The 3,575-nt window shown below is 72.8% G+C and carries 2 protein-coding genes; both read left to right on the top strand.

The window, feature by feature from the left end:
• The coding region (locus STRTUCAR8_RS39540) for a sarcosine oxidase subunit alpha family protein (RefSeq protein ID WP_044473678.1) at positions 1-2,839 on the top strand (2,839 nt) is incomplete at its 5' end.
• Positions 2,832-3,497 (top strand): sarcosine oxidase subunit gamma, encoded by a 666-nt coding sequence (locus STRTUCAR8_RS39535; protein ID WP_006381994.1) that lies wholly within the window; start codon positions 2,832-2,834, stop codon positions 3,495-3,497. The genes STRTUCAR8_RS39540 and STRTUCAR8_RS39535, both read left to right, overlap by 8 nt.
• Positions 3,498-3,575 lie beyond the last annotated feature (78 nt).

Genomic DNA, 3,575 nt, shown 5'->3' with positions numbered 1-3,575 from the left:
AGGCCGAATCAACAGAAACACCCCCCTCACCTTCACCTTCGACGGCACCGAACACCAGGGCTACCAAGGCGACACCCTCGCCTCAGCCCTCCTCGCCAACGGCATCATCCACACAGGCACCAGCATCAAACTCGGCCGCCCCCGAGGCATCTTCTCCGCAGGCCCGGAAGAGCCCAACGCCGTCATCCAGATAGAGGCCCCGTTCCCCGAGCCGATGCTCCCCGCCACCACGGTCGAGCTGTACGACGGCCTCGCGGCAACCAGCCTCCCCGGCCAGGGCCGCCTGGCGACCACCCCCGACCCCGCCCGCTACGACGCCGTACACGCCCACTGCGACCTGCTGATCGTCGGCGCGGGCCCCGCAGGCCTCGCCGCAGCCGCCGCAGCCGCCCGCACCGGCGCCCGCGTCATCCTCGCCGACGACCGCCCGGAGCCGGGCGGCAGCCTCCTGGGCACGGGCGAGCACCTCGACTGGGTGGAGTCGACCACCGCTCACCTGCGAGCGGCCCCCGACGTGCGAGTCCTGACCCGCACCACGGTCTTCGGCTACTACGACGACAACCACCTCCTCGCCGTCGAGCGCCGTACCAACCACCTCGGCGCGGCCGCCCCCGAGAACGTCTCCCGCGAACGCGTCTGGCGCATCCGCGCCCGCCGGGTCGTCCTCGCGACCGGCGCCCACGAACGCTCCCTGGCCTTCGCGGACAACGACCGCCCCGGCGTGATGCTGGCCGCCTCGGCGCGTACGTACGTGAACCGGCACGGCGTCCTGCCCGGCCGCAGGGCGGTCGTGTTCACGACGAACGACAGCGCGTACGCGGCGGCACTGGACCTCACCGCGGCGGGCGTCGAGGTGCCGGCGATCGTCGACACCCGCCCCTACCCGGGGGAGTGGGCCGAGCGCGCGAGAGCGGCCGGCATCGAGGTGCTCGCCGGACACGCGGTCGTAGGCACGCAAGGCGGCTCACAAGGCGAGGCACAAGGCAATCCGCGCCTGACCGCCGTAAGGGTCGCCCCCTACGAAGGCGAGCCCACGGAGTCCGGCGGAAGCACAGGCCGGCGGGAGTTCGCCGCCGACCTGCTCCTCGTCTCGGGCGGCTGGAACCCGGTGGCCCACCTGTTCAGCCAGGCGGGCGGCAAGCTCCGCTACGACAACGCGCTCGGCACCTTCGTCCCCGACAGCTGCCGTCAGGCCGTCGAGGTCGCGGGCAGCGCGGCCGGAGCCCTGGACCTGCCCTCGGTCCTCGCCCAGGGCGTGGACGCGGCCTCCCGCGCACTCGCGGCGGAGGGCTACACCCCCGAGGCACCCCGCCTCCCCACTCCGGCCGCCGAACCGCCGACCACCCCGCCCATGCACGTGTACGCCATCCCCGACGCCTCCGACACGCACTCCTTCGTCGACCTCCAGCGTGACGTCAGCGTGGACGACCTGGCCCGCGCCACGGGCGCCGGTATGCGGTCGGTGGAGCACACCAAGCGCTACACGACGGCGGGCACCGCCAACGACCAGGGCAAGACGTCCGGCGTCCTGGCCAGCGGCATCGTCGCCGCGCTCCTCGGCGTCGACATCTCGGCGCTCGGCACGACCACGTTCCGGCCGCCGTACACGCCTGTCTCCTTCGCCACCCTCGCGGGCCGCGACCGGGGCGCGCTGCACGACCCGATCCGGACGACCGCACTGCACGCCTGGCACGTCGAGCACGGCGCGCTCTTCGAGAACGTCGGCCAGTGGAAGCGCCCCTGGTACTACCCGCAGGCCGGCGAGGACATGGAGGCGGCCGTCCTGCGCGAGTGCGCCGCCGCCCGCGACAGCGTGGCCTTCATGGACGCGTCCACCCTCGGCAAGATCGACGTCCAGGGCCCGGACGCGGGCGTCTTCCTCGACCTGCTCTACACCAACATGATGAGCACCCTGAAGGTCGGCATGATCCGCTACGGCGTCATGTGCCGCCCGGACGGCATGGTCTTCGACGACGGAACCGTCATCCGCCTCGCCCCCGACCGCTTCCTGGTCACCACGACGACGGGCAACGCCGCCGCCGTACTGGACTGGATGGAGGAGTGGTCCCAGACCGAGTGGCCGGACCTGCGCGTCCACTGCACCTCCGTCACCGAACAGTGGGCCACCGTCGCCCTGGTGGGCCCCCGCTCCCGCGAGGTTCTCGGCTCCCTGGCACCCCAACTGGCCGTGGACAACGCCGACTTCCCGTTCATGGCGTGGCGCGAGACGCCCGTCGCGGGCATCGACGCCCGCGTCTGCCGGATCAGCTTCTCCGGCGAACTGGCCTACGAGATCAACGTGTCGCCGTGGGAGGCCCGCACCCTCTGGGACGCGCTGTACGAGGCCGGCGCCCCGTACGGCATCACGCCCTACGGCACGGAGACCATGCACGTCCTGCGCGCCGAGAAGGGCTACCCGATCATCGGCCAGGACACCGACGGCACCGTCACCCCGCAGGACCTCGGCATGAGCTGGGTGGTCTCGAAGAAGAAGCCCGACTTCATCGGCAAGCGGTCGTACGCCCGTGCCGACGCCGTCCGCCCCGACCGAAAGCAGTTGGTCGGCCTGCTCCCGGACGACCCCGGCGCCTTCCTCCCCGAGGGCACCCAGCTGGTCGCGGACAGCGAACTGCCCGCGCCGCCCGTACCGATGCTCGGCCATGTCACCTCCAGCTACCGCAGCGCGGCTCTCGGCCGGACCTTCGCGCTCGCCCTGATCAAGGGCGGCCGGGAACGCGTAGGCGAACGCCTGTACGCACCCGTGGGTGACCGGCTGGTCCCGGTGACCGTCGCGAGCCCCGTCCTCTACGACCCCGAGGGAGCCCGCCGAGATGGCTGACACCACCACCCTGAGCGCCGCCCGGCCCTCCTTGTCCTCGTCCTCCGAGGCCTCCCCGTCCCCCTTGTCCGCCCTGTCGCCGGCGTCGCCTCTGGCGGACGCCGCCGGCCGGCTGGCCGCCGCGACCCGCACCTCCGGGGGCACGATCCGGCTGGCGGAACTCCCCTTCCTGACCCAGCTCAACGTGCGTCTCGACCCCAAGGGCGCGGCGGCGGACGCCATCGGGCTCGCGCTGGATCTCCCGCTGCCCCTCGCCCCCAACACCGTCGTCCGCGCAGGGGAGTTGGTCGCCCTGTGGCTGGGCCCGGACGAGTGGCTGATCGTGGGCCCGCCCGGCGGTGAACGGGACCTGGAGAGCCGTATCAGAGAGGCGGCTGGAGAGGAGCCGGTCTCCGTCATCGACGTCTCCGCCCAGCGCACCACGCTCCTCGTCACGGGCCCCCGAGCCCGCGACCTGCTGGCCCACGGCTGCCCCCTCGACCTCCACCCGCGCGCCTTCGGACCCGGCCGCTGCGCCCAGACGACCCTGGGCCGCACCCAGGTGGTACTGGTCGCCCGGGACGAGGCCAGGGCCGGTTTCTGGGTGCTGGTCCGCTCGTCGTTCGCCGGCTACCTGACGGACTGGCTGCTCGACGCGGCGGCGGAGTACATGGGCTGAAGGAGCAGGTGAGCTGAGGGTGTACGGGGTTTGAGGGAGCGCCGGTCCCAGCGACCGGGCTGGCCAACCGGACAGCTG

It is taken from the genome of Streptomyces turgidiscabies Car8 (assembly GCF_000331005.1).
GTDB classification, from domain to species: Bacteria; Actinomycetota; Actinomycetes; order Streptomycetales; family Streptomycetaceae; genus Streptomyces; species Streptomyces turgidiscabies.
This window is presented reverse-complemented; position numbering and strand designations above follow the sequence as displayed.

What these genes read in the sequence shown, in the direction of transcription:
- STRTUCAR8_RS39535 (WP_006381994.1), top strand. Translation starts at nt 2,832, where the DNA reads ATGGCTGACACCACCACCCTGAGCGCCGCCCGGCCCTCCTTGTCCTCG.